The following is a 22492-nucleotide window of genomic DNA, read 5'->3' on the forward strand; positions in this document are numbered from 1 at the left end:
GCCAATTTCGTTCAAAGGTGTAAATCGCCATACTTCCGCTGACGCTAGGAAGAGGCGAGATATGACCGAATTCATTCATCTGCCGGGTATCGGCAATTCCGGAAATACGCACTGGCAAAGCCGTTGGGAGGAGGCCAATCCAGCCATACGCCGTTTTACGCCGAGGAACTGGGATAAGCCGGATCTTTCCGACTGGATCGAAGCATTGGATGAGGCGGTGCGCGGAGCTAAAACACCGCCTGTTCTCGTGGCGCATAGCCTCGCCTGCCTGCTTGTAGCACATTGGCACCCGCGTGCCCCTTCGCGGATCAAGGGAGCGTTCCTCGCCGCCGTGCCCGACCCTCTGTCCTCTAGCTTTCCTACGGACGCGGCAGGCTTTGCAGATGTCCCGGAAGCGCAGTTCGGCTTTCGATCGCTGATCGTCGCAAGCACCAACGATCCCTATGGTTCGCTGCCCTACGCCGAAATGCGCGCAAGGCAATGGGGCAGCGAGTTGAAAATCATTGGCGCTGCCGGCCACATCAATGGCCAAAGCGCTCTGGGTGACTGGCCCGAAGGTCTGGCATTGCTGACGGATTTCGCGAACCAAACCTAGCGGACACCGGTCCGAAGCTCCTCATGGCCAAGCCATCAGTCGCGGCAGGTCAGTTGAAGGAGCGCACCAGACTGCCGACCAGCAGGTTCCAGCCGTCGATCAGCACGAAGAAGAGAATCTTGAACGGCAGCGAGATCGATGTGGGCGGCAGCATCATCATGCCCATCGCCATGGTGATGGTGGCGACGATGAGGTCGATGACCAGGAACGGCAGCACGACGAGGAAGCCGATCTCGAAGCCGCGGCGGATCTCGGAAATCATGAAAGCCGGGATCAGCACGCGGTAGTCGATCGGATCGGTCGTCTGGATAGTCTGCCCGCGTTCACGCGCCAGGTCGACGAAAAGTGCCAGATCCTTGTCGCGGGTATTGGCCGCCATGAAGGTGCGGAAGGGTTCGGCAATGCGCTGGACGGCCTCGGTCTCGTTGACCTGGTTGGCAAGCAGCGGCTGCACGCCGTTCTGCCAGGCCTGATCGAAGGTCGGCGACATGACGTAGAAGGTCATGAACAGCGACAGCGACAGGAGGATCATGTTGGAGGGCGTCGAGGAAAGGCCCATCCCCGAGCGCAGGATCGAGAAGGCGATGATGAAGCGTGGGAAGCTCGTCACCATGATCAGGATGCCGGGCGCGACCGAGAGAATGGTCAGCAGGCCGAATGTTCGGATGATCCAGGCGGCGACGGAGCCATCGACGGGCACGTTCAGCAAGTCAGTCGGCAGCTGCTGTGCCACCGCCAGTTCCGGTACCGCCATCATGGCGGCAAGGAAAACTATGAGACGAATCATTCGATGACAAATGTCCTGAACATGACCTTCGATACCCGCCCTTGCGAGCGAAGGTCAACACGTTCCTGTATGTCATCCTTGAGATATTGAAAGCCCCGTGGCCCCTCGATCTGCTGCAGGGAAACGGTCCTGATATAGGCGAGGATATCCTGGTGAATATCCTCGGAAACCTTGACATCCGGCGGCCCGTTGAACAGCAGCGCCACCTCGAGTCGAACCCAGTTTTCCGATGGGTAAGCGAGGTTCGAGGTGATCGGCTCGAGCTGGACGACGTTGTTGGCCTCGGTCGAGATATGGACCAGGCCTTCCTCGGCCTTTTTCTTGGCCTCGGCGTCCTTGGCCTGCTCGGCCTCCTTGGCGCCCTTGATGTTGGGCGCGACAATCGTGCCGACCGCCCAGCCGCCGCCGGCGCCGAGCAGCGTCAGGACGGCGATGCCGATGATCGTCATCAGCGTGGCGGATTTCTTCTTTGCTTGACCTGCGCTTGCGTCCGGCTCTGCCATCGTCGTTCAGCCTCAAAGCGGCGAGAAAAGATCGACGGCCTGCTGGCCGCGCGGAGGCTGCTGCACTTCCATCAGACGGCCGCGGCCACCGTAGGAGATGCGGGCTTCGGCGATCTTGTCGTAGGAGATCTGGTTTTCGGCATTGACGTCCTGCGGCCGAACGATACCGGCGACGTTGAGGATACGCAGTTCCTGGTTCAGGCGGACTTCCTGCGAGCCCGATATGACGAGGTTGCCGTTTTCGAGAATGCCGGTGACGACGGCGGCGACCAGAAGGGTGAGCTTGTCGGTGCGCTCGATCTTGCCCTTGCCGTCGGTGCTGGTGTCGGAACCATAGGTCAGGTCGGTCTTGGACTCGGGCGTCCAACCGAAGATCTGGGCGTTGACGTCCCAGCTCATGCCGCTCGAATTCTTGCGGCTGCGGTTGGTCTCGTTGTCGAACGAGCCCTTGTCGTTGATCTGGATGTCGACGGTCAGGATGTCGCCGACGTTGAGCGCGCGCGCGTCCTTGAAAAGCGCCGCCTGCGAATCGCTCCACAGCGAATAACCCTGCGCCACGGCACGCGGCTGCTTCGGATAAAGCGCCATCTGCGGAGTCTGTCCGTAGGCAAGGCCGCTGCCGATCGGGCTCATGGCAGGCGCGCGGCCGATCTCGCTGACTGCCGTCGGAGACTGGCAACCTGCAAGCAGTGCGAGGGCGGCGATCGCGGCCGGGAAACGCATATTCATGAAGGATCCTTCGACGTATTGGGATCGGACGCACTGGCGATGACGCTGGCGATGACCGCTGCCTTGGCTGGGTCCATCTCGTTGAGGATGAGGCTCGACTGACGCGGTCCAAGCCGCATGATCACGGCGGAGGCCACCTCGATCTTCATATCCTGCAGCTGGAGTGCAGCCGCATCCGGCTTCATCTTCTTATAGATCTCGGTGAGGCCGGCTTCGGCCTGCTTCAGGAAATCATCGCGCCGCTTCAGCCAGTCCTGGTATTCGGCCTTGCGCTTGTCCATCTCTGCCATGCGGGCGTCGATGTCGGCGCGAAGCTTTTCCAGCTCCTGCTTCTGCAGGAGGTAACGCTGGTCGCGGGCGGGGTCGGCGATATTGGTGCAGAACTGCTTGACCTCGTCCTGGGAGGTGATGTCTCCCGCCGGCGCATGCTCCTGCGCGAAGGCGCCTGGGATCGACAGAAGGACGAGACCTGCTGCCGGCAGCGCCAGCCGGCGCAGCAATTGCAGGACCGTTATGTCTTTGATGGTCTTTATCATTGCAGCACGAGCTCCGCCTGCAGGGCGCCCGCCGACTTGATGCCCTGGAGAATGGCGATGATGCCATCCGGTTTCACGCCGATATTGTTGAGGCCGGCAACGAGTGTCCTGAGATCGGGACCATCGATGATGGCGACGCGCCCGCCGGTCTGCTCAGCCGCGATATCGGTCTGCGGCTGGACCGCGGTCCGGCCGCGCGAGAAGGGTTCGGGCTGGATGATCTGCGGCGTCTCGGTGACCTGAACCGTCAGCGTGCCGTAGCTGACGGCGACCGGCGAAACGCGGACGTCGGAGCCGATGACGATCGTTCCGGTGCGTTCGTTGATGACAACCTTGGCTGGCGTGTCGGTTTCGACGATGAGATTTTCGATGTCGGCCATCAGCCGTGTGAGATCGGCCGTGCGCGGCTTCTGGATCACCACTTCCTGCGAATCCTTGGCTTCGGCGACCGGGCCGCCGAAGCGTGCCGAGGCATACCCGTTGACGATGTCGGCGATGCGGATCGCCGTCGAGAAGTCGGGGTTGCGCAGCTGCAGGACGAGATTGACCGAGTCCTTGAAGCGGGACGGCAGTTCGCGTTCGATGATGGCGCCTCCGGGTACGCGACCGGCGGTGGTGACACCTTCGGTCACGGTCGCCGCTTGTCCCTGGGCCTGGAAGCCGGTAACGATGGCCGCACCCTGCGCGACGGCGTAGATCTGGCCGTCGGCGCCGGACAGCGAGGTCATGACGAGCGTGCCGCCGCGCAGCGACGTCGCGTCGCCAAGCGAGCTTACCGTGACGTCGATGCGGCTGCCGGGGCTTGCGAAGGGCGGCAGGTTGGCGGTGACCATGACGGCCGCCGTGTTCTTGGCATTGGACTGACCGCCCTGCGTCGAGATGCCGAGATTCTGCAGCATCGCCCGCATCGACTGCTCGGTGAACGGCGAGGCACGGAAGCCGTCGCCGGTGCCCTGCAGGCCGACGATCAGGCCATAACCGATCAGCTGGTTGTCGCGGCCGGCCTGAAGGGAGGCAATATCCTTGATGCGGGAGGTCAGCGCCCAGGCGGGCGCGACGTCGGCCAGGCTGATCGCGAGAACCGCGACAAGGGTCAAGAACCGGAAGAACAATTTCATTTTGCCCTCACATGGACCGTGCCGTCCGCAAGCACCGTGCCGCTGACGATGACGCCGGAATCCATATTGCGTGCGCGCACGACCTGGCCGGTCGAGCCGTCTTCGAGCGGCGTGCCGGCAGCCGAGATGGTCATCGCGCCGAGTGAAAACACCAGGCGGATCGAGGAGCCGCGGGTCACCGTGTAGGCTTCGCGGAGACCCGAAACCGAAATCGTCCGGCCCGGCAGCAGCGTGCGCTTGGAGACCATGCCTTCGACCTGGGAAATGGATTTGGCGAAATCACCGGCGAGGTTGGGGTTGGTGACCTCGACCTCTTGAAGCTGGCTGGCCGACAATGTGTCGCCGGGGTAGATGATCGTCGTCGGGACGACGGCATAACCCATGCCGGCATCCACGTCCGCGGGCAAGAAAATGCCCGCGACTGCGATCGTGGCTGCCGCCACCCATCCTGAGATGTGTCGTGCCCGGCAAAACATCATGTTTCGGCCCTTCCCTTTACTTCAGGTTCTTGCTGACGATGGAGGCCATTTCATCAGCGGTGGTGATCACCTTGGAATTCATTTCGTAAGCGCGCTGGGCCGAGATCAGCTCGGTGATTTCCTTCACCGGGTCGACGTTCGACGATTCCAGATAGCCCTGCTTCATGTAGGCGAAGCCTTCCTCGTCAGGATTGCCGACGACGGCATCGCCGGAGGCCGCCGTTTCCTGGAAGAGATTGTCACCGATCGGCTGGAGACCGGCCTCGTTGACGAAATCAGCAAGCGTCAGCTGGCCGAGCACGGTCGCGTCCGTGGCGCCGGGCAGCTTGGCCGAAACCTGGCCGGAGCGGCTGATCGTCAGTTCGGTCGAGCCCGTCGGAATGTTGATGCCGGGCAGGACCTCGTAGCCGTCGATGGTGACGAGCTGGCCCTGGTCGTTCTTGTTGAAGGCGCCGGCGCGGGTATAAAGCGTCGTTCCGTCGGTCGACTGGATCTGGAAGAAGCCCTTGCCGATCAGCGCCACGTCGAGGTCGTTGCCGGTCTGGGTCAGTTCGCCCTGGAGATGCAGGTTGCGGACCGCCGAGGTCTGGACGCCGAGGCCGATATTGGCGCCTTCGGGAACGACCGCCTGGTTGGCGCGGTTGGCGACACCCTTGGCGCGTTCGGTCTGGTAGAGAAGATCGGAGAATTCAGCGCGGGCACGCTTGAAACCCGTCGTATTGATGTTGGCGATATTGTTCGCGATGACTTCCAGATTGGTCTGCTGGGCATCCATGCCCGTTGCTGCGATGGCGAGCGCTCTCATGTGTTCGTCCTCAAATCAGTTACATCTGCATCTTGGTGACTTCGAGAAAGGCCGAGACGACCTTGTCGCGGATGGCGATCGCCGTCTGCAGCGTCTGCTCGGCCTGGAGCATGGAATCGACGACTTCACGCGTCGTCGCCGTGCCCTTGATCCCGGCAAAGGACATGCTTTCCGCACCCTTCAGGCTGGTGACCGCGTCGCTCGCCATATTGCCCATGACGGAGGCGAAGCTCATATTATTGGCAGTACCCGCGGTGCCCGGCATGGTGGCGGCGGACGACGAGGCGGAATTTTCGGTATCGACGGCTCCGAGCGCACGGGTCATCGAAAGGTTGCTGACATTCTGGACGCTGCTGATCATTATTATTGGCTCTTCAGGAGATCGATCGTGGAGGAAATGAGATCGCGGGTCTGCTTGATGGTCTGCAGATTGGCGTCATAGGAGCGGTTGGCTTCGCGCATGTCGGCCATCTCGACCAGGATGTTGACGTTCGGCAGCTTGACGACGCCCTTCTGGTCCGCAGCCGGATTGCTGGGATCGAATTCGGTGCTGAAGTCGCCTTCGTCGACGCCGACCTTCTTGACGTCAACCGTCTCGACGCCGCTGACGCGATCCATCTGCTGGCCGAAAGTGATCGTCTTGCGGCGATAGGGGTCGGCACCTGGTGTGTCGCCGGTCGAGCGGGCGTTGGCGATGTTTTCCGAAACGATGCGCAGGCGCGTCGACTGCGCCTCGAGCCCGGAACCAGCGATTTTCATTGCTGCTGAAAGCGGATCCATGAGTTTACTTCCTGACGGTCATCAGCATCATGCGGTTGAAGGAACTGACCAGCGATGTGTTCAGATCGTACTGGCGCTTGATATCGCCAGATTTGGAGAGCTCCTCGGCCAGACCGACCGTGTTGCCGGATTCCTGGACGCCGATTTCCTGGTCGAGTGCGGCGTCCTTGACGTCGATATCGCCACTGGTGCTGAAATCATTGCCGCTGAGATGGGCCGGATTGGTGCGCGCCATGGTGATATCCGACTTGTCGAGCACGGCGTCGAAGGGCGTGACGTCCTTGGCGCGGAACTTCGGGGTATTGGCATTCGCGATATTGCCGGCAACAACCTGCTGACGGATCGTCAGCCATTCCGCCTGTCGCGAAGCCAAGTCGAAAAGTTGGATCGGTTGCATGAGACTCTCCGTTTTTACTGTCCCGAACCTAGTGCGGTAATCTTGCGTGGGACTTACGGGAATTCAGGTTTCGACGGCTCTTCGGGGAGCGCCGCGCGCAAAAAAAGGAGCTCCGGCCGGTTCGCGGCGGAGCCCCTGTTGCCTCAGCGATGGCCGGCAGGTTCAGTTGTTCTGGTAGGTCTCACCCTTGGAGGTGACGATCATCCACTTTCCCTCGCGCTGTTCGATTGTCGCAAGGCGGCTCTGGTCCGGAAGGATCGAGCCGACGCGCACCACATACATGCCGGAAGTATCCTCGATCAGCGCCCGGCCATTGGAGACGTGCAGCAGGCGGAAGGACGACTTGCCGGGAAAAGGCTGATCCTCCAGGATGGGGCGGCCCTCGCGCTCCTTGCCGAGGTCGGAGACCGTCGCCGTCGTCAGTGGATCGATCGGCGGCGCCTTCTTGTCCGGCTCGTTCTTGTTGACCATGGCCAGCGGCGAAACGCTGAAGACGTTGCGGGCGGGCCAATCCGGCAGTTCGCGCGAATTGTCGCTGGCGGCGACGTTGATGCCGAATTTGTCTTCGTTGAAGAATACATACCACGGAAAGAACGCGGAGGCGCCGGCAAGCGCCAGACCGGCAACGGTCAGAAACCGATCCAGGCCGGCGGCCTTCCTGCGCTGCTTCGGGGAAGCTATGCGTTCGTCGTCGAATTCTGACACGTCTATCTCCTCTGGATGGCTCCGCCCTGATTGCCGATGCCGGCTGCAGCCTTGAGGGCGCCGGCGAGATCGGCAAAGGCATCGGGCGAGTCGCGATCGCCCGGAGACTGTTTCAGGACGTCATAAATGATCGGCACCTGCTTGACCGCCATATCGAGATCGGGATCGGCGCCCTGGCGGTAACCGCCGATCAGGCGCAGGTCGCGGGTTTCCTCGAAGCGGTGGATCAGCACCTTCAGCCGCGACACCAGCTTTTCCTGATCCGGCGTCCAGGCCTTGCGGGCAAGACGCGAGATCGAGGCGAGCGGATCGATCGGCGGATAACGCCCTTCTTCGGCAAGGCTGCGCTGCAGGACGATATGGCCGTCGAGGATGCCGCGTGTCGAATCGGCGATCGGGTCGTTGTGGTTGTCGCCGTCGACGAGGATCGAGATGATCGCCGTGATGGTGCCGGCGCCCTCGGCGCCCGGACCGGCGCGCTCCAACAGGCGCGGCAGCTCGGTGAAGACGGAGGCGGGGTAGCCGCGGGCGATCGGCGGCTCTCCAGAGGCGGTCGCCACCTCGCGGATGGCATGGGCGAAACGCGTGATGCTGTCGACGATGAACAGAACATTCTCACCCTTGTCACGGAAATGCTCGGCGATGGTGACCGCCGTCAGCGGCGCCATCTTGCGCAGCATCGGGCTCTCGTCGCTGGTGGCAACGACGGCGATCGCCTTCTTCATGTTGCTGCCGAGCGTATCCTCGATGAATTCGCGTACCTCGCGGCCGCGTTCGCCGACAAGCGCAATGACGACCTTGTCGAAGGCATCGGCGCGGGCGAGCATGGAGAGAAGCGTCGACTTGCCGACGCCGGAGCCAGCGAAGATGCCGAGGCGCTGCCCGAGGCAGAGCGGCGAGAAGATGTCGATGGCGCGCACGCCGGTCTTGAAACCGGCCTCGACCCGCTTGCGGGTCATCGAGGGCGGCGCGGCATTGGAGATCGAGCGGCGGTCGAGGCCCTCGGCGATCGGCCCCAGCCCGTCGATCGGCTCGCAGAGCGAGTTGACGGTGCGCCCACACCAGCTGTCCGACGGTGAGATGCGGAAGGCGCCCTTGCGGATCACCGTATCGTGGATGCCGATCGGCTCGCCCGGTTCGATCGGGCAGACATAGATCAGATCAGGCTCGACACGAACTACCTCGCCCAGATGAATGCCGGTCGCCGATTTATGGGCGACGAACTCGCCGAGGCGAACGTGGCGGGAAAGCCCGCGAACCGTGTAGTGGCCGGCGGCGATGGTGTGCACGCGACCGCCATGGGCAACGGCGAATTCCGGCGATGCGTATCGGTCGACGAGGCCTGCCAGATGCGCCAGCTTCGGGGAAAGGCCGTCCTCGGACAGTAGCGTCGTGCTCATGCTTAGCGGCTGCCCCCTAGCGTCTGGACGGCTTCCTTGAAGGAATCCTCGCTGTCACGCATCAGCGACGAGACGCTTTCGAAGGCGCGGTTGACTTCGATCAGCTGGGTGATCTCGCGCATCGCGTTGACGTTGGAATTTTCGAGATAACCCTGCTCGACACCGACATTGAAGCGGTCGACGACGGCACGCGGCTGGTCGGTGGTCATGATGCCGCTGTTTTCGTAGCGCAGATAACCCTTGCTGATATCGGCCTCGAACAGCCCGAGCGAACCGACCTGGCGGTCGCCCTGATAGATGATGCCGTCGGCGCCGACGGCCGGCTCGCCGCCCTTGGAGTTGAGCTGGATCGGCGCGCCGCCGGCGTCGAGAACGGGATATCCGCGGATCGAAACCAGTTCGCCGGTGTCCTTCAGCGTAAAGCGGCCGTCCCTCGTCAACACTCGGCCGGCCGGCGTATCGAGCGAGAACCAGGCATCGCCCTTGATGGCGAAATCCAGCATGTTGCCGGTGTGCTGCAGCTCGCCATTGGCCTCGTTCAGATAGTCGTTGCCTTGGGAAACGAAGGCGACCTTGGTGTTCAGCTTGTTCTTGGTCGCCGCCACCATCTCGTCGAACTTCACCTCGGTGGCGCGAAAACCGGTCGTGTTCACGTTCGCCATGTTGTCCGCGATGGTGGTCAGGCGCTTTTCGAGGGCCATCTGCGACGACAGAGAAACATAAAGACCGGATTGCATGTCGGTAAGCTCCAAGCATTGGCGATTAACGGAACGAAAAGCCGGGCGTCGTCTGTCTGTTTCGGCCGGGATTTCGCTGAGGCGGCATCTCAGAAACGGGCGCGGGCACCCATTCGTCTCCTTTAGACTGACGGCAGATGCTTGCGCGAAGCTGGCACGCGAAAATGCCTGGCCGGCGGCCTTTCATCAGCCTCACGCAAGGCAGAAACCCTATCCGTCTCAAAGAAAAGCAACGTTCAGATTGGGCTGACGATGAACATTATTATTGGATTTGTAGTTGTATGCGGCTGTATCATCGGCAGCTTCATGGCGATGGGCGGCCACGTGGACGCCCTGTTCCAGCCCTTCGAATTCGTCATCATCGGCGGCGCCGGTCTCGGCAGCTTCATCATGGCGAACCCGATGAAGGTGGTGAAGGATTCCGGCAAGGCGCTAGGCGAAGCCTTCAAGCACGCAGTTCCCAAGGAACGCAATTATCTCGATACGCTCGGCGTGCTCTATTCGCTGATGCGCGACCTGCGCACCAAGTCGCGAAACGAAATCGAAGCCCACATCGACAATCCGGCGGAATCGACCATCTTCCAGTCGGCTCCGACCGTTCTGAAGAACAAGGAATTGACGGCGTTCATCTGCGACTACGTGCGCCTGATCATCATCGGCAACGCCCGCAGCCACGAGATCGAAGCGCTGATGGACGAAGAACTCAACACCATCATGCACGACAAGATGAAACCTTACCACGCCATCCAGATCATGGGCGACTCCTTCCCGGCCATCGGTATCGTCGCGGCCGTTCTCGGCGTTATCAAGGCGATGGCCCACATCAACGACTCTCCCGAGGTGCTCGGTCACCTGATCGGCTCGGCGCTGGTCGGCACCTTCCTCGGCATTCTCTTGTCCTACTGCCTCTGCTCCCCGCTGGTCTCCCAGATCAAGATCGTGCGCAACAAGCAGCACCGCCTCTACGTCATCGTCAAGCAGACGCTGCTTGCCTACATGAACGGCTCGGTGCCGCAGGTCGCTCTCGAATACGGCCGCAAGACGATCTCGGCTTACGAGCGTCCGTCCATCGATGCGGTCGAACAGGAAATGATGAACCCAGGCGGCGAAAACAAGGCGGCTTAAATGACCATGAGCAATGCTTCGCACGACAAACCGGCAATGGATCCTGCCCTTCTCGCCAAGCTGACCGGCGGGCTCGGCGACAGAGGCAGGGTCGCCAAGATCTGCAGTTCCTTCGGGGAAATCTACAGCGAATTCTTTCCCGACGTCATCAAGAGCGAGACCGGCCTCGACGTGACGGTCAATTATCTCGGCTGCGAGATCGGCTACAAGAACCACCTGATCGACGACCTGAGCTCGAACGTCACGCTCGTCGACGTGACGCTGCGCAACTGGTCGCAGAACATCACGATTGCCTGCGGCAACGGTTTCGTCATCACGCTGATGGAACACCTGCTCGGCGCTACCGCCGATACGATCGAGGAGCCGGCCCACCGGCTGCTGTCGATCATCGAAATGGACCTGGCGGTGATGGTTTTCGACAAGATCGCCAAGGTGCTGCGCTCGGCCGTCAACGCGCCCGGCGGTTTCGAACCGAGCCTTTCGGTCCCGCACGCCCTTGAGATGCGTGCCCGGCCGCCGGAGGACCGCCCGGATGAATTCGCCGCCGCCATCAACATGTCGATCACGCTTGCCGGTATCGTGTCGGAATTTTCGTTGATCGTTCCACAGACGGCGCTTCTCAAGACCAAAGTGACGCCGCCGAAACCGAAGCGCCAGACCGGCCAATCGGCGGAATGGACCGAGCAGCTCGGCGACCAGGTCCGCCGTTCGCATGTCACGCTCGAGGCCAAGATCAGGCTGCAGGACCTGACATTGCGCACGATCTCCAAGCTGATGGTCGGCGATGTCATCCCGTTCCGTGACCATGGCGACGTGCGCGTCGAGGTCAGCGCCAACAGCAAGGAATTGTATGTGTGCGAGTTCGGGCGTTCAGGCGAAAATTACATGGTCCGCGTCAAGGATACGATGAACTCGGATGACGAACTCATCCGTCATTTAATGAATTAATCGGTTCTCTGGCTTTTGGGCTGCAAAGGCAGTTTGAGGCAAGTTTCAACTGGAATAGTGATTTCATGGCTACGAAGAAAACACAGCAGAACAGCGACCTCTCCCTGGATATGCCGGGCAGCGAAGCGGATCTCGACCAGGCGATCGACGATCTGCGCGGCGTGCTGAAGCAGGATGCCGATGGCGACCTGCCGCAGTTTGGCGACGACCTGCAGAACGACGCCTTCGCAGCAGGAACCGATCTGGCGGCTTTCGGCGGCGAGATTTCGGACAGCCCGTTCGGCGGCGACGATTTCGGCGGCGATTTCGGTGCCGGCAATGCCGGCCCGGCTGCGGGCATGGATTTCGGCGGCAGCCCTTCCTTCGAGGCATCGCCGGCTCCGCTCGGCAGCGCTTTGAATTCCAATTTTGAACTGATCATGGACATTCCGATCGATGTCCAGATCATGCTCGGCACCAGCCGCATGCAGGTCTCGGGGCTGATGAACCTCAATGAGGGGGCGACGATCGCCCTCGACAAGAAGATCGGCGAGCCGGTCGAGATCATGGTGAACGGCCGCAGGATTGCCCGCGGCGAGATTACGGTGCTTGATAACGACGACACCCGATTCGGTGTGAAACTGATAGAAGTTTTGAGTACGAAAAAAGCCTGATCCCTGTGTGGGACGGAGAGGTTAGACCATGATGGACTTTGACGATTTCGGCGGCGCGCTAGCCGGGAAACCGTTGACCCAGGCTGAAAAGGCGGCGGCTGTTCTTCTCGCTATGGGAAAGGGCGTCGCCGGCCGGCTGTTGAAATATTTCACCCAGGCCGAACTGCAGACCATTATCTCATCCGCCCAGTCGCTGCGCGCCATTCCGCCGGACGAGCTCCTGCAGCTCGTCTCCGAATTCGAAGACCTCTTCACCGAGGGCGCCGGCCTGATGGACAATGCCAAGGCGATCGAGGCCATTCTGGAAGAAGGCCTGACGCCCGACGAGGTCGACAGCCTGCTCGGCCGCCGCACGGCGTTCCAGGCCTATGAAACCTCGATCTGGGATCGCCTCAGCGAGGCGGAGCCGACATTCGTCGCCCAGTTCCTGCTGCGCGAACATCCGCAGACCGTCGCCTATATTCTTTCGATGATGCCTTCCAACTTCGGCGCCAAGGTGCTGTTGCAGCTTCCCGACAATCGCCGCGCAGACATCATGAACCGAACCGTCAACATGAAGACGGTCAGCCCGAAGGCTGCGCAGATCATCGAGAACCAGGTCATGACGCTGCTTGCCGAGGTCGAGGCAGAGCGCAATGCCGCCGGCTCGACGAAGGTCGCCGATCTCATGAACGAACTCGACAAGCCGCAGGTCGACACGCTGCTCACCTCGCTCGAATCGATCAGCCGCGAATCCGTCAACAAGGTCCGCCCGAAGATCTTCCTGTTCGAGGACCTCATGTACATGCCGCAGCGCAGCCGTGTCATGCTGCTCAACGACATCTCGACAGATGTGCTCACCGTCGCGTTGCGCGGTTCGCCGCCCGAGATCCGCGAATCGGTTCTCTCCGCCATCAGCCCGCGCCAGCGCCGCATGATCGAATCGGATCTGCAGAGCGGCATGGGCGGCGTCAACCCGCGCGAGATCGCCATTGCCCGGCGCGCCGTGGCGCAGGAAGCGATTCGCCTGGCCAACTCAGGCCAGATCGAGCTCAAGGAGAAGGAAGGCGACGCTTCGGCAGCCGCCTAACACTTCGAGCCTGTTGACAAATCCGGCACGCCACAAGGCGGCTGTTGATCGCCGCGTCGCAGGCGACTACCCTTCAACCGATAGGCCGCGCTCAAGCTGCGGCCTATTTCTTTGACGGAGGGCCGCGTCTTGGCAGACGATGACAAGGACAGCAAAACAGAAGCCCCGACCGCGAAAAAGCAAACCGATGCCGCCGAGAAAGGCAACGTGCCGTTTTCGCGCGAGCTGTCGATCTTCGCGACCATCCTTGCCACCTATATCTATCTGGTGTTCTTCCTCCCCGCCAGCGTCGGGCGCATGGCTGAAACGTTGCGCGACATCTTCGAACAGCCCGACCAATGGAAGATCGAGACGGGGCCGGATGTGCTTTCGCTGTTCGTCCGGCTCGGTTGGGCAGTTGCGGCGCTGCTGGCGCCCGCCTTCATCCTGTTCATGGTGTTCGGCATCGCCTCCTCCATCTTCCAGAACCTACCGACGCCCGTGCTCGAACGCATCCGGCCACAGGCCTCACGCATCTCTCCCGCCAAAGGCTGGGAACGGCTCTTCAGCCTGCCGGGCCTGATCGAGTTCGGAAAATCGCTGTTCAAGGTCGTCGTCGTCGGGGTGATCCTGTTTTTCGTGCTCCGGAGCGAATATTTCAGCTCGATCGACGCAATGTTCTCCGACCCGCAGACGATTCTGGTGCGGATCTCGACAGCGATGCGCAAGATCATCATCGTCGTGCTGATCGCGACCGCGATCGTGGCAATCGCCGATGTCTTCTGGACGCGCCATCACTGGTTCACCGAGCTGAAGATGACGCGGCACGAGATCAAGGAAGAAAACAAGCAGGCGCAGGGCGACCCCTTCGTCAAGGGCCGGCAGCGCTCGCTGATGCGCGACCGGGCGCGCCGGCGCATGATTGCCAATGTGGACCGGGCGACACTCGTTATCGCCAACCCGACGCACTACGCGGTGGCGCTGCGCTACGCGCGTGAAGAAAACGACGCGCCGGTGGTGCTGGCCAAGGGCCAGGACCTCATTGCGCTCAAAATCAGGGAGATCGCCGAGAAAAACGGCATACCGGTGTTCGAGGATCCGCCGCTTGCGCGCTCCATGTTTGCGCAAGTCTCGGTAGATAGTGTCATACCGTCAGTCTTCTATAAGGCCGTTGCGGAGCTGATCCACCGGGTCTACGCCGCAGACGCCAAGAACAAACGGGTAAGATAAGCCGAATGAAAAAATGCCCCCACTCTACCCAGCGTGAAAAAATCCTCGCAGTCGCGATCAGCCCGGTCGCCACGGAACTGCGCCTCCTGGATGCTTCTGACCTTATTTCGCTGCTGCGCTTCGAGTATTACGGCAATCTTTCCGATCTCGTGGCTTCGGCGGCGGAGCTTTTCTTTCATCCGGGCACGGTGAATTTCGGCCTGGGCGGCAACTATACGCTGGAGTGGGGCGGCAAGCCCGAAGTCGTTCTCGATCTCGAAATCAAGCCGCGCGGCGTCACCGTCTATGCGCAGCTGACGCTTGCCGAAGATCACGCCGGCATCGAGATCAACCATATCGCGTTCCAGGATCCCTCGGCCGATCCCGATGAGAACACCCGCTTCCTCGAAAAGAGCCTTCGGGAATCGCGCTACAGCGTCAGCCAGACGCCGCGTGCGCTGGCCGGCTGACCTGTCATCAGGACATGAGAGCTTTCATCCGCTCTTTCGAGAGCATATCCATGCGGTTCAGCTGATGTAGCCGAGCCGGATCGCCTTGGCGATCGCCTGGATGCGATTGACGGAATCGAGCTTGATGGTCGCCGAGCCGAGATAGGCGTTGACGGTGTGCACCGACAGGCCGAGCTTGTCGGCAATCTCTTCGCTGATGCGGCCGTCGCCGGCAAGCTGGAGACAGGCGATCTCGCGTTCGCTGAGCGCTTCGGCGGCCGCCGTGCGGCGTTCGTCGAGCGAGAGCAGATCCATCATGATATGACAGCAGCGACCGTGCAGCTCGACAATAGTATCGCTCGACGGATCGATCTCATCGCCGGTGAAAACGATAAAACCGTTGCCGACGGCGCCGAGCCGCACCGGAAAGGCAAGGCCGGAAAAAGGCAGGATACCATCCTGCAGTCGCGTCATGAACGGCGCGAAGTCGGCAGGACCGGGTGCGGCACGGTCGTAACCGCCGGCCCATGAGAGCGGCAATAGCGACTTGTCGATATGCTCGAGAAGGACATCGCCATAGGCATCCGTGAAGGCCTTGCCGAAACCGGCATTGGCGGAGCCCCAGTTCTCGAGCTCGCAGACAAGCCGCTGCTTGGCCGGAAGACCCGACCCGCTGACGCGGAAGATCGCAAAGCCGTGGGCATCGGCGAGCTTCTGCATCGCAATCAGCCGCGGAAAGAGATCGGAGCGGCTGGAAATCCTGTTCACACGCACCATGCGCAACTGCTCGGCGCTGCTCATCGTCCTGGCTGATGGATGCGCCATGGATCCCCCCTATACGAGATTATTGCGGACGGCGAAGGCAATGGCCTCGGAGCGGGTCTTTGTCGCCGTCTTGCGCATCACGCTGGTGATGTAGTTGTTGATGGTATTGCGGGAGATGCCGAGGATCATCGCGATCTCGTCGCTGGTCTTGCCCTCGGCGATCCAGAACAGGCATTCGAGCTCGCGGTCGGTCAATTCGAAATCACGATCGACCCTCGTTCCGCCGCAGCGCAGGAAACTCGCGACATAACCGGCAAGCAGGCCGACATCCCGCAGGCGCTCCGGCGACAGAATGAACCCCTCGCCGAACAGAAACATCAGGGCCAGCCGCGATCGCCCGACATTGAAGGTGACCGAACAATATTGGCGGCTGGCGCCGTCCGGCACCTCGGCATTGTCAGGCATAAGAGCAAAATTCGGCTGGAAAACCTGCATGCATTTTTCCAGCTCAGTCGAACGGGCATAGCCGCGAACCAGATCATTGGCGATATCCCTGACCAGGTCAAAGGGCCAATCCGACGAGACAATGAAATCGAGGCCGCTTTCCTGGAGGAGATCGCAGCGCGCCAGGAGGTAGTGCGAAGCACCGACATACTCGGTCAGCGCGCGCAGACCGGACTGCAACCTGCCAGTGTTGGCGACACCGTGCAGGCGCTGGAGCAGTTGATCGCGTGGCAACAGATCCGGCACCACAGCGCTCGCAAAATTCGACATTTGCCTCTCGCCTTTGCTCGCCTGAATTACGTCCATATCCATTGGCAATGTCCTGCGGCTGAGAAACGATCAAACTCGGTGCAACAGCAATTTTTCTATAAGGGATTCAATTCAAGTCCGCTCGAATCCCATTTCGAATCACCCAAGGGTAAGCCAGCCGATGCAAATCACCATCTCCGACTTCTAGGGATTTACTTCCGCTGCCGCCCATGCACTGATTCGATGATCATTTCCAGCCATCAAGATATTTGGAAGGCTAAGGTGATTCTGGCTGTGTCGCAACTTCATTCGCGTTTTACGCGAGTCCACAAGTTGATAACTCTTCCGCTCCAGGAATGATGCTTGGCTCCGATATGAAAAAAGGCCGGTTGCCCGGCCTTTTGTCTTACGCTGCTTCGTCGATCGCCCATTTCCGGAGGATTTTCGCGGCGCGTTCCTCGTTGATTTCGACCATGCGGGAAAGCTTGCGTTCCGGGCCTTCCTTGACGCGGCGGTTGAAGTTGCCGTCGTCGTCGCCGAGGCTGAGCAGATCCTCGGTGCTGTCGAAGCCGAAGTCGGATCCGAAGCCGTCCATGAGGGCTCCTCCGGAGGCGCCAGGTGCGGGCGCGAAGTCCGGAAGCTCGAGACCGGCCGCCTCCGGCGTGGCGTCGCCGAGAACCTGAGAGCTGCCATTGCCGCTGACGCTGCGCACCAGAGGCCGCAGCCCCATCCAGACCACCACGAAGGCGACCGCGACGAAGGCCAGCGAGTTGATGATGCCGGCAAGGTTGCGGCTCAGCATGTCCATGACGCGGACACCGCCGGTGGCGTCTTCGAGCAGCTGGTTTTCGAGGAAGTCCATGGCCGTGACGGTGACGACGTCGCCGCGCTTGGCGTCGATGCCGGACGCCGAAGCGACGATCTTCTGCATTTCGGCAAGATAGGCATCGATCTTGGCCTGATCTGCAGGCTCGCCGACCATCTTGGCGATGCGGCCCTTGTTGACCACCACGGCGATCGAGAGCTTCTCGACCTTGTAGCTGTTGCGAGTCGTCGCCGTCGTCCGGCTGTTGATTTCGTAGTTGGTCTGCTCTTCGCGCTTGTCGGACTTGTCCTGCGATTCAGGCCCGGCCGAACCACCGGCCTCGGGAGCCGCCTGCGGAACGTTCTGCTCGACCGTGGTCGCACTGTCGGACTGCTTCTGCTGCGACTGCTGGGCTTCCTTGGTCGAGCGGACCGAGCGTTCGACCTTGGATTCGGGATCGTAGGTCGTTTCCTGGATCTGCTGGGCGTCGGTGTTGAGATCGGCCGTGACGCTGGAGCGGAAGTTGTCCATGCCGAGGAAGGGTGCCAACGCCTTGTCGATGTTGGATTCGACTTCCTGCTGGACGTTCTGGACGATGTTGAGCGAACGGTTGAGCGAGCTGTTGCTGGCTTCGTCGCCGGAGGCGAGCAGCTGACCGGCGGAATCAAGGATCGTCACATCATCGACGTCAAGCCCCGGCACGGCCGAGGCGACGAGGTGGCGGATCGAGGTCGCAGCACTCCGCCCGGTGGTGGCGCTGGCGCGAATCATGACGGAGGCGGTCGGCTTCTGTTCCTGCTTTCGGAAGTTTCCGACCTCCGGCATGACGATATGGACGCGCGCGGCCGTTATGCCCGAGATCGACTGGATGGTGCGGGCGATTTCGCCTTCCAGCGCCCGAACCCGCGTCACCTCCTGCATGAAGGAGGTCAGGCCCAGCGAGCCGACATTGTCGAAGAGTTCGTAGCCGGCATTGGCGCTGTTCGGCAGGCCGCGCTCGGCAAGCATCAGGCGGGCCTTGCCCGTCATCCCCGCGGGGACACTGATGCTGGCACCGTCGGTGCCGACCTGGAAATTGATGTTGGCTTCGGCAAGCGCCATGCTGATCTGGTTGAGATCAGGATTGTCCAGACCGACATAGAGCGTTTCCTGTGCCGGCTTGTTGACGAAAAGGGCGGCCGCAAGGACGATTGCGATGGAGACGGCACCGACGCCTCCGAGAATCATCAGGCGCGTTCGGCCAAGGGAACCGAAGTTCTTAAAGATCTGAACTAATTGATTTAACAGATTCATTCTGTTCTCGCACGATCCGTCAGGGACAAAGCAGGCTTATTGCCTCATCTGACGAATAATCGGCGAAACTTGTGCGAGCGTTTCGTGAAGGGGCGCGGCCCCCCAAGGACTAGAAGAAATCGAAGTCGCCGGCGGCCTTGCTCAGGGGCTGGGAATGTCCGTGGCGTGTGGCGCCGCCCAGGGCCTTCTGCATCTCCGCCAGCTTGACGAGGCTGAGCGCGGTTGCGACGTCGACGGCCCAGCCGTGCGGGATTTCGCCGGTGATGGTGTCGATGAACTCGGCAAGGCCGCGCGATTTCTGCACGGCGAGATCGATGCCCTGCATGACCTTCATGGAATCCGGCGAATTGAGGATTTCAGCACCACCGAGATCGAGAAGCTGCGGCTCAATGCGCTCGATGAGATAGGCGACATCGTGCAGTTCCGAAACGATGCGCATCAGGATGTCGCTCAACGCTTCAACAGGCGCAGGCGGCTCCATCACCGGATTAAATGTCATATGAAAATCCTCGCCATCAAAAAAATTCGATACTGGTTTCGACGGGCTTCGGCGGAGCGGCGGGGCGCTGCTCGAGAGCGACGGTTCTCTGCGTTTCGGCGCCGGTCAGGGGGTATTGCCGGGCACGACCGGAGACCGGCCAATATTCGAGCTTACGTCCATGGTCTCCGCCTGTGGAGGAGCCGACCACCGGAATGCCTTCATCCCGCAGGAACTGCATGGCGAAGGCGGCGTTCTGCTCACCGACATTGGAAAATGTCGAGATCGTCTTCGCGCCGCCGAAGATTTTGGCCTCCAGCCGGTCGCGCCGGGCGCCCTGCTTGAGGAGACCGTTGATCAGCAGTTCCATCAGATGCACGCCGTAACGCGTGGCATCGCCGCCCGATGTCGGCGATGTCGCAGAACCCGGCAGCAAGAAGTGGTTCATGCCGCCGATTCCGGCGACAGGGTCTCTGAGGCACGCAGCCACGCACGAGCCGAGAATGGTCGAGAGGACCGCATTTGGATCGCTCAGAACCTTGTACTCGCCCTGAATGATGTGCACGCGGCGGGCTGCCCCCTCAGTCATCATTTCAAGGCTCCAAACACGGCTTCGATGGCCGCCTTCATTTTCTCGATCGTGAACGGCTTGGCGAGCACGTTGTTGGCGCCGAGCTGGGCTGCCTTCTGCACCAGTGCGCGGTCGCCCTGGGCGGTGAGGATGATGAAGGCCGCCTTCTTGGTGTTCGGGTTGGTGCGAACGGCCTGAAGGAAGCCGATGCCATCCATCTTCGGCATGTTGAAGTCCGAGATCACCAGGTGGTGCGGCTGCTCGGCCATGATCTTCATGCCCTGCTCGCCGTCGCCTGCGGACGTGATCTGCTTGAAACCGAGCTGGGTCAGCGCGTCGCTGAGCAGCAACCGGCTCGTTACCTGATCGTCGACGATCAGAACTTTGATTTTCTCCGCGATCGACATTTATTCGGTCCCTTCCTTTCGGGCGGCTGTCATTTTCAATATTTCTTCACCGATGGCAGACAGGGGCAACTGCTGCTCAACGGCGCCAAGTTCATGAGCAACCCTTGGCATTCCGTAAACGACACAGGTTTTTTCGTTCTGGCCGAGTGTTCTGGCGCCGGCGTGGCGCATTTTCAACAATCCGGCGGCGCCATCGCGGCCCATTCCGGTTAAGATGACGCCGACGGCGTTGCGGCCAGCCAGCTCGGCGACCGAATCGAACAGCACGTCGACCGAGGGGCGGTGACCGTTGACCGGCGCCCGGTCGACGAGACGGCAGCATGGCGCCGAGGCGTTGCTGACCTGGAGATGACGCTCGCCGCCCGGCGCCAGATAGATCTTGCCGATTTCCAGGCGGGCGCCATCGGTCGCTTCCTGCACCACCGGCGCACAGAGGCGGTTCAGGCGTTCGGCGAAGCTCTTGGTAAAGGTCGGCGGCATATGCTGGGTGATAACAGTCGGCGGGCAATTGGCCGGGAACTTCTGCAACACGGCGATCAGCGCCTCGACGCCGCCTGTGGACGAACCGATCGCGACGATCTTGCGACCGACGCGGAAATCGGCAACGGCGGGCGGAGGGGTCGGGGCGGCGACCGGATGGGAGAACTGGCGCTGCGTGCGCGCGGCTGCCTTGACCTTCTCGGCGAGGTCGCCGAAGGGCCTGAGTTCGCCCGGCGCCGGCTTGCCGACGCAGTCGAAGGCGCCGATCTCAAGGGCAGCAAGCGACGCCTCGGCGCCGCGATGGGTCATTGTCGATACCATGATGACAGGCATCGGACGCAGCGTCATGATCTTTTCGAGGAAATCGAGACCGTTCATGTTCGGCATCTCGATGTCGAGCGTGACGACGTCTGGGTTCAGCCGCTTGATCGCCTCGCGCGCCTCAAGCGCATCGCCGGCTTGGCCGATGACGTTGACCTCGGGGTCGGAACTCAGGACGGCGGTGATCAGCCCCCGCATCGTCGGGGAGTCGTCAACGACGAGAACCCTTGCAGGAGCGCTCATGCCTTCCTCCCAGAACCTTTGGCCGTATAGCGATAGGTTGTGATGCCGATATTGTCGAAGACATGTTTCGCCTCGCCCGACACGCGCTCGGAATGACCGATGTAGAGATGACCGCCCTCCGGCAGCAGGCCGGCGAAACGCTGCCAGATCTTCATCTGCGTCGGCTCGTCGAAGTAGATGACGACGTTGCGGCAAAAGATGACGTCGAACTTGCCCTTGAACGGCCACTGCGCCATCAGGTTCAGCTCGTTGTAGGTGATCAGCCGCTTGACCCTGTCGTCGACCTGGAACTTCCGGCGCCCCTGCACCTCGACTTCGCTGAACCATTGCTTGCGCATGGCGGGCGAAACGGTTTCGAGCGCGTTTTCGTCATAGGCGCCAGCCCGGGCGATCGCCAGGATCTTCGGATCTATGTCGGTTGCGAGGATCTTGAAGTCGTAATCGGCGACGTTCGGCATCAGCGACAGCACGGTGAGCGCGATCGAATAAGGCTCCTGCCCGTCGGAGGAGGCGGCCGACCATATGCGCACCCTGCCGCCGGATTTCGCCCGTTGCAGAAGTTCCGGCAGGACATGGTCGCGCAGGTGGTCGAAATGATGGTTTTCGCGGAAGAAGCGGGTAAAATTGGTCGTCAGATGCGACAGCATCTCGCGGCGCGGCGCAGCACCGGCCGGCGAAGCGACGAGGTCACAATATTCCCGGAAGCCGGACAGGCCGAGATTGCGGATATGCTTCGACAGGCGCGAATAGACCAGCGACGCCTTCGTCTCGTTGAGGAAGATGCCGGCATCCGAATAGATCATCGCGGCGATCTCCGTGAGGTCGCGGCGCGTCAGCGGATATTCTCCGCTCGCCAGGACCTCGTCGGGTCCCTGTCTCTGATCTTTTGCGCCCATTGCGTTCATGCGGCTTCGCTTTCGGTCTCGGGAAAGAGGGATTCCAGTTCGATCAGGCAGATCATGCGCTTGTCGATGGCAAGAATGCCGCGGGCAAATTGACGTTCGAGCTCGGAGGAAATCTCCGGCGTCGGCTGGATGGTTTCGTCGGTCACCGTCAGGATATCGGAGACGGCATCGACCAGCAGGCCGACGACCTTGCGCCGCACCTGGGCGACGATGATGACATGACGGGCAGTCGGATCGGCCGGCTTCATGCCGAGCCGGGCGGCAAGGTCGATGATCGGCAGCACCGCGCCGCGCAGGTTGATGACTCCCAGCATATAACCGGGCGAGTGCGGCATCGCGGTCGCCGGGGTCCAGCCCCGGATCTCACGAACCGACATGATGTTCACGCAAAACTCCTGATCCCCGATGCGGAACGCGATCAGCTCGCGATCCCCCTCGTTCAGATTTTTTACGGCGTACGACATTCCC

At 61.3% G+C, this 22492-nt stretch carries 29 protein-coding genes; 7 read left to right on the plus strand and 22 right to left on the minus strand.

Annotation, left to right across the window (positions count from 1 at the left end):
- The first annotated feature begins 61 nt into the window (after positions 1-61).
- A complete protein-coding gene (locus ATY29_RS07440; protein WP_097535684.1) occupies positions 62-595 on the plus strand; it encodes an RBBP9/YdeN family alpha/beta hydrolase in 534 nt (177 codons plus the stop codon).
- Between the two features lie 49 nt (positions 596-644).
- Here ATY29_RS07440 and fliP read toward each other — a convergent pair whose 3' ends face one another.
- From fliP to flgF, 13 genes are all read right to left on the minus strand, one after another.
- Positions 645-1382 carry a flagellar type III secretion system pore protein FliP gene (fliP, locus tag ATY29_RS07445; RefSeq protein WP_097535686.1) on the minus strand — a complete coding sequence of 246 codons (738 nt, stop codon included), beginning with the start codon at positions 1380-1382 and terminating at the stop codon, positions 645-647.
- Positions 1379-1885, minus strand: coding sequence for a flagellar basal body-associated FliL family protein (locus ATY29_RS07450; RefSeq protein ID WP_003570325.1), 507 nt, complete (start codon positions 1883-1885; stop codon positions 1379-1381). The genes fliP and ATY29_RS07450 overlap by 4 nt, the downstream gene beginning before the upstream one ends.
- Positions 1886-1897: 12 nt before the next feature.
- Positions 1898-2614 (minus strand): flagellar basal body L-ring protein FlgH, encoded by a 717-nt coding sequence (gene flgH / locus ATY29_RS07455; protein ID WP_003570327.1) that lies wholly within the window; start codon positions 2612-2614, stop codon positions 1898-1900.
- Positions 2611-3150, minus strand: coding sequence for a MotE family protein (locus ATY29_RS07460; protein WP_003570329.1), 540 nt, complete (start codon positions 3148-3150; stop codon positions 2611-2613). Before ATY29_RS07460 ends, flgH begins: the two co-directional genes overlap by 4 nt.
- Positions 3147-4268, minus strand: a complete 1122-nt coding sequence (locus tag ATY29_RS07465; protein WP_003570331.1) for a flagellar basal body P-ring protein FlgI — start codon at positions 4266-4268, stop codon at positions 3147-3149. Before ATY29_RS07465 ends, ATY29_RS07460 begins: the two co-directional genes overlap by 4 nt.
- Positions 4265-4747 (minus strand): flagellar basal body P-ring formation chaperone FlgA, encoded by a 483-nt coding sequence (gene flgA / locus ATY29_RS07470; RefSeq protein ID WP_025415339.1) that lies wholly within the window; start codon positions 4745-4747, stop codon positions 4265-4267. Before flgA ends, ATY29_RS07465 begins: the two co-directional genes overlap by 4 nt.
- A gap of 16 nt (positions 4748-4763) precedes the next feature.
- Positions 4764-5552: a flagellar basal-body rod protein FlgG gene (gene flgG, locus ATY29_RS07475; protein ID WP_003570335.1), complete on the minus strand. Its 789-nt coding sequence runs from the start codon at positions 5550-5552 to the stop codon at positions 4764-4766.
- A gap of 19 nt (positions 5553-5571) precedes the next feature.
- Positions 5572-5913, minus strand: coding sequence for a flagellar hook-basal body complex protein FliE (gene fliE / locus ATY29_RS07480; RefSeq protein WP_097535688.1), 342 nt, complete (start codon positions 5911-5913; stop codon positions 5572-5574).
- 2 nt (positions 5914-5915) lie between these two features.
- Entirely contained in the window at positions 5916-6332 is a 417-nt protein-coding gene (gene flgC, locus ATY29_RS07485) for a flagellar basal body rod protein FlgC (RefSeq protein ID WP_003570338.1), read from the minus strand.
- A gap of 4 nt (positions 6333-6336) precedes the next feature.
- Entirely contained in the window at positions 6337-6729 is a 393-nt protein-coding gene (gene flgB / locus ATY29_RS07490) for a flagellar basal body rod protein FlgB (RefSeq protein WP_003570340.1), read from the minus strand.
- Positions 6730-6891: 162 nt separating this feature from the next.
- Positions 6892-7434, minus strand: a complete 543-nt coding sequence (locus ATY29_RS07495) for a hypothetical protein (RefSeq protein WP_025415338.1) — start codon at positions 7432-7434, stop codon at positions 6892-6894.
- A 2-nt stretch (positions 7435-7436) separates the two neighbouring features.
- On the minus strand, positions 7437-8834 hold the full coding sequence (gene fliI, locus ATY29_RS07500; RefSeq protein ID WP_003570343.1) for a flagellar protein export ATPase FliI: 1398 nt from the start codon (positions 8832-8834) through the stop codon (positions 7437-7439).
- Positions 8835-8836: 2 nt separating this feature from the next.
- Complete coding sequence (flgF, locus tag ATY29_RS07505; protein ID WP_003570344.1) at positions 8837-9571, minus strand: flagellar basal-body rod protein FlgF; 735 nt, start codon at positions 9569-9571, stop codon at positions 8837-8839.
- A gap of 252 nt (positions 9572-9823) precedes the next feature.
- Between flgF and motA the strand changes: the two genes are divergently transcribed.
- The 6 genes from motA to ATY29_RS07535 all read left to right on the plus strand — a co-directional run bounded on the left by motA (position 9824) and on the right by ATY29_RS07535 (position 15024).
- Entirely contained in the window at positions 9824-10696 is an 873-nt protein-coding gene (gene motA / locus ATY29_RS07510) for a flagellar motor stator protein MotA (RefSeq protein WP_003570345.1), read from the plus strand.
- Positions 10697-11644, plus strand: a complete 948-nt coding sequence (locus tag ATY29_RS07515; protein ID WP_003570346.1) for a FliM/FliN family flagellar motor switch protein — start codon at positions 10697-10699, stop codon at positions 11642-11644. It abuts the gene before it with no gap.
- A gap of 65 nt (positions 11645-11709) precedes the next feature.
- The gene (gene fliN, locus ATY29_RS07520; RefSeq protein WP_003570347.1) at positions 11710-12297 is read left to right on the plus strand and encodes a flagellar motor switch protein FliN; all 588 of its coding nucleotides are present in this window, start codon (positions 11710-11712) and stop codon (positions 12295-12297) included.
- Between the two features lie 28 nt (positions 12298-12325).
- Positions 12326-13366: a flagellar motor switch protein FliG gene (fliG, locus tag ATY29_RS07525; protein WP_003570348.1), complete on the plus strand. Its 1041-nt coding sequence runs from the start codon at positions 12326-12328 to the stop codon at positions 13364-13366.
- Between the two features lie 129 nt (positions 13367-13495).
- The gene (flhB, locus tag ATY29_RS07530) at positions 13496-14575 is read left to right on the plus strand and encodes a flagellar biosynthesis protein FlhB (protein WP_003570349.1); all 1080 of its coding nucleotides are present in this window, start codon (positions 13496-13498) and stop codon (positions 14573-14575) included.
- 5 nt (positions 14576-14580) lie between these two features.
- Complete coding sequence (locus ATY29_RS07535) at positions 14581-15024, plus strand: BspJ family T4SS effector nucleomodulin (RefSeq protein ID WP_025415336.1); 444 nt, start codon at positions 14581-14583, stop codon at positions 15022-15024.
- A 57-nt stretch (positions 15025-15081) separates the two neighbouring features.
- Here ATY29_RS07535 and visR read toward each other — a convergent pair whose 3' ends face one another.
- The 9 genes from visR to ATY29_RS07580 all read right to left on the minus strand — a co-directional run bounded on the left by visR (position 15082) and on the right by ATY29_RS07580 (position 22488).
- A complete protein-coding gene (visR, locus tag ATY29_RS07540; protein ID WP_003570352.1) occupies positions 15082-15828 on the minus strand; it encodes a transcriptional regulator VisR in 747 nt (248 codons plus the stop codon).
- 9 nt (positions 15829-15837) lie between these two features.
- Positions 15838-16584, minus strand: a complete 747-nt coding sequence (gene visN / locus ATY29_RS07545) for a transcriptional regulator VisN (RefSeq protein ID WP_003570353.1) — start codon at positions 16582-16584, stop codon at positions 15838-15840.
- Between the two features lie 343 nt (positions 16585-16927).
- The gene (fliF, locus tag ATY29_RS07550) at positions 16928-18619 is read right to left on the minus strand and encodes a flagellar basal-body MS-ring/collar protein FliF (RefSeq protein WP_003570354.1); all 1692 of its coding nucleotides are present in this window, start codon (positions 18617-18619) and stop codon (positions 16928-16930) included.
- A gap of 109 nt (positions 18620-18728) precedes the next feature.
- Positions 18729-19118: a chemotaxis protein CheT gene (gene cheT / locus ATY29_RS07555; protein WP_003570355.1), complete on the minus strand. Its 390-nt coding sequence runs from the start codon at positions 19116-19118 to the stop codon at positions 18729-18731.
- A 16-nt stretch (positions 19119-19134) separates the two neighbouring features.
- Positions 19135-19689 (minus strand): chemoreceptor glutamine deamidase CheD, encoded by a 555-nt coding sequence (gene cheD, locus ATY29_RS07560; RefSeq protein ID WP_003570356.1) that lies wholly within the window; start codon positions 19687-19689, stop codon positions 19135-19137.
- Positions 19686-20075 (minus strand): response regulator, encoded by a 390-nt coding sequence (locus tag ATY29_RS07565; protein ID WP_003556488.1) that lies wholly within the window; start codon positions 20073-20075, stop codon positions 19686-19688. The genes cheD and ATY29_RS07565 overlap by 4 nt, the downstream gene beginning before the upstream one ends.
- The gene (cheB, locus tag ATY29_RS07570; protein WP_003570357.1) at positions 20076-21119 is read right to left on the minus strand and encodes a protein-glutamate O-methylesterase CheB; all 1044 of its coding nucleotides are present in this window, start codon (positions 21117-21119) and stop codon (positions 20076-20078) included.
- Positions 21116-22024, minus strand: coding sequence for a protein-glutamate O-methyltransferase CheR (cheR, locus tag ATY29_RS07575; RefSeq protein ID WP_003570358.1), 909 nt, complete (start codon positions 22022-22024; stop codon positions 21116-21118). The genes cheB and cheR overlap by 4 nt, the downstream gene beginning before the upstream one ends.
- Positions 22021-22488 (minus strand): chemotaxis protein CheW, encoded by a 468-nt coding sequence (locus ATY29_RS07580; RefSeq protein WP_003570359.1) that lies wholly within the window; start codon positions 22486-22488, stop codon positions 22021-22023. The genes cheR and ATY29_RS07580 overlap by 4 nt, the downstream gene beginning before the upstream one ends.
- Positions 22489-22492 lie beyond the last annotated feature (4 nt).

The organism is Rhizobium hidalgonense (assembly GCF_002914525.1).
Classification (GTDB): domain Bacteria; phylum Pseudomonadota; class Alphaproteobacteria; order Rhizobiales; family Rhizobiaceae; genus Rhizobium; species Rhizobium hidalgonense.

What these genes read in the sequence shown, in the direction of transcription:
- motA (WP_003570345.1), top strand. Translation starts at nt 9,824, where the DNA reads ATGAACATTATTATTGGATTTGTAGTTGTATGCGGCTGTATCATCGGC.
- ATY29_RS07580 (WP_003570359.1), bottom strand. Translation starts at nt 22,488, where the DNA reads ATGTCGTACGCCGTAAAAAATCTGAACGAGGGGGATCGCGAGCTGATC.
- ATY29_RS07460 (WP_003570329.1), bottom strand. Translation starts at nt 3,150, where the DNA reads ATGATAAAGACCATCAAAGACATAACGGTCCTGCAATTGCTGCGCCGG.
- flgA (WP_025415339.1), bottom strand. Translation starts at nt 4,747, where the DNA reads ATGATGTTTTGCCGGGCACGACACATCTCAGGATGGGTGGCGGCAGCC.
- flgF (WP_003570344.1), bottom strand. Translation starts at nt 9,571, where the DNA reads ATGCAATCCGGTCTTTATGTTTCTCTGTCGTCGCAGATGGCCCTCGAA.
- flgG (WP_003570335.1), bottom strand. Translation starts at nt 5,552, where the DNA reads ATGAGAGCGCTCGCCATCGCAGCAACGGGCATGGATGCCCAGCAGACC.
- fliF (WP_003570354.1), bottom strand. Translation starts at nt 18,619, where the DNA reads ATGAATCTGTTAAATCAATTAGTTCAGATCTTTAAGAACTTCGGTTCC.
- cheB (WP_003570357.1), bottom strand. Translation starts at nt 21,119, where the DNA reads ATGAGCGCTCCTGCAAGGGTTCTCGTCGTTGACGACTCCCCGACGATG.
- visN (WP_003570353.1), bottom strand. Translation starts at nt 16,584, where the DNA reads ATGGATATGGACGTAATTCAGGCGAGCAAAGGCGAGAGGCAAATGTCG.
- fliP (WP_097535686.1), bottom strand. Translation starts at nt 1,382, where the DNA reads ATGATTCGTCTCATAGTTTTCCTTGCCGCCATGATGGCGGTACCGGAA.
- fliI (WP_003570343.1), bottom strand. Translation starts at nt 8,834, where the DNA reads ATGAGCACGACGCTACTGTCCGAGGACGGCCTTTCCCCGAAGCTGGCG.
- ATY29_RS07535 (WP_025415336.1), top strand. Translation starts at nt 14,581, where the DNA reads ATGAAAAAATGCCCCCACTCTACCCAGCGTGAAAAAATCCTCGCAGTC.
- ATY29_RS07465 (WP_003570331.1), bottom strand. Translation starts at nt 4,268, where the DNA reads ATGAAATTGTTCTTCCGGTTCTTGACCCTTGTCGCGGTTCTCGCGATC.
- ATY29_RS07565 (WP_003556488.1), bottom strand. Translation starts at nt 20,075, where the DNA reads ATGTCGATCGCGGAGAAAATCAAAGTTCTGATCGTCGACGATCAGGTA.
- flgH (WP_003570327.1), bottom strand. Translation starts at nt 2,614, where the DNA reads ATGAATATGCGTTTCCCGGCCGCGATCGCCGCCCTCGCACTGCTTGCA.
- cheT (WP_003570355.1), bottom strand. Translation starts at nt 19,118, where the DNA reads ATGACATTTAATCCGGTGATGGAGCCGCCTGCGCCTGTTGAAGCGTTG.
- ATY29_RS07450 (WP_003570325.1), bottom strand. Translation starts at nt 1,885, where the DNA reads ATGGCAGAGCCGGACGCAAGCGCAGGTCAAGCAAAGAAGAAATCCGCC.
- flgC (WP_003570338.1), bottom strand. Translation starts at nt 6,332, where the DNA reads ATGGATCCGCTTTCAGCAGCAATGAAAATCGCTGGTTCCGGGCTCGAG.
- fliN (WP_003570347.1), top strand. Translation starts at nt 11,710, where the DNA reads ATGGCTACGAAGAAAACACAGCAGAACAGCGACCTCTCCCTGGATATG.
- ATY29_RS07440 (WP_097535684.1), top strand. Translation starts at nt 62, where the DNA reads ATGACCGAATTCATTCATCTGCCGGGTATCGGCAATTCCGGAAATACG.
- flgB (WP_003570340.1), bottom strand. Translation starts at nt 6,729, where the DNA reads ATGCAACCGATCCAACTTTTCGACTTGGCTTCGCGACAGGCGGAATGG.
- cheD (WP_003570356.1), bottom strand. Translation starts at nt 19,689, where the DNA reads ATGATGACTGAGGGGGCAGCCCGCCGCGTGCACATCATTCAGGGCGAG.
- cheR (WP_003570358.1), bottom strand. Translation starts at nt 22,024, where the DNA reads ATGAACGCAATGGGCGCAAAAGATCAGAGACAGGGACCCGACGAGGTC.
- ATY29_RS07515 (WP_003570346.1), top strand. Translation starts at nt 10,697, where the DNA reads ATGACCATGAGCAATGCTTCGCACGACAAACCGGCAATGGATCCTGCC.
- fliG (WP_003570348.1), top strand. Translation starts at nt 12,326, where the DNA reads ATGATGGACTTTGACGATTTCGGCGGCGCGCTAGCCGGGAAACCGTTG.
- visR (WP_003570352.1), bottom strand. Translation starts at nt 15,828, where the DNA reads ATGGCGCATCCATCAGCCAGGACGATGAGCAGCGCCGAGCAGTTGCGC.
- fliE (WP_097535688.1), bottom strand. Translation starts at nt 5,913, where the DNA reads ATGATCAGCAGCGTCCAGAATGTCAGCAACCTTTCGATGACCCGTGCG.